Origin of the sequence: Pseudoalteromonas sp. PPB1 (genome assembly GCF_015356275.1) — a bacterium.
In the GTDB taxonomy this organism is placed as follows: Bacteria; Pseudomonadota; Gammaproteobacteria; order Enterobacterales; family Alteromonadaceae; genus Pseudoalteromonas; species Pseudoalteromonas rubra_D.
The window spans coordinates 1-221 of the sequence record NZ_JACEQV010000120.1 but is presented as its reverse complement, the minus strand read 5'-3'; the positions used below and the strand labels follow the sequence as shown (position 1 = coordinate 221).

Annotated in this window: 1 rRNA gene; it reads right to left on the bottom strand. The window is 48.0% G+C overall.

The annotated features are described in order from the left end of the window. Positions 1-141: 141 nt before the first annotated feature. Positions 142-221 (bottom strand): 16S ribosomal RNA (locus tag IY568_RS25490); the annotation flags it as partial.

Sequence of the window (221 nt, the reverse complement as noted above, 5' to 3'; positions counted from 1 at the left end):
GTAGACTTGAACTACCGACCTCACGCTTATCAGGCGTGCGCTCTAACCAGCTGAGCTACAGACCCAAACAATGTTTGTGTTCTCTAATTCTAATCAACAATCATCTGTGTGGACACTTCGAACAAATCAGTTCTAAGTCGATAAGGAGGTGATCCAGCCCCAGGTTCCCCTAGGGCTACCTTGTTACGACTTCACCCCAGTCATGAATCACTCCGTGGTGA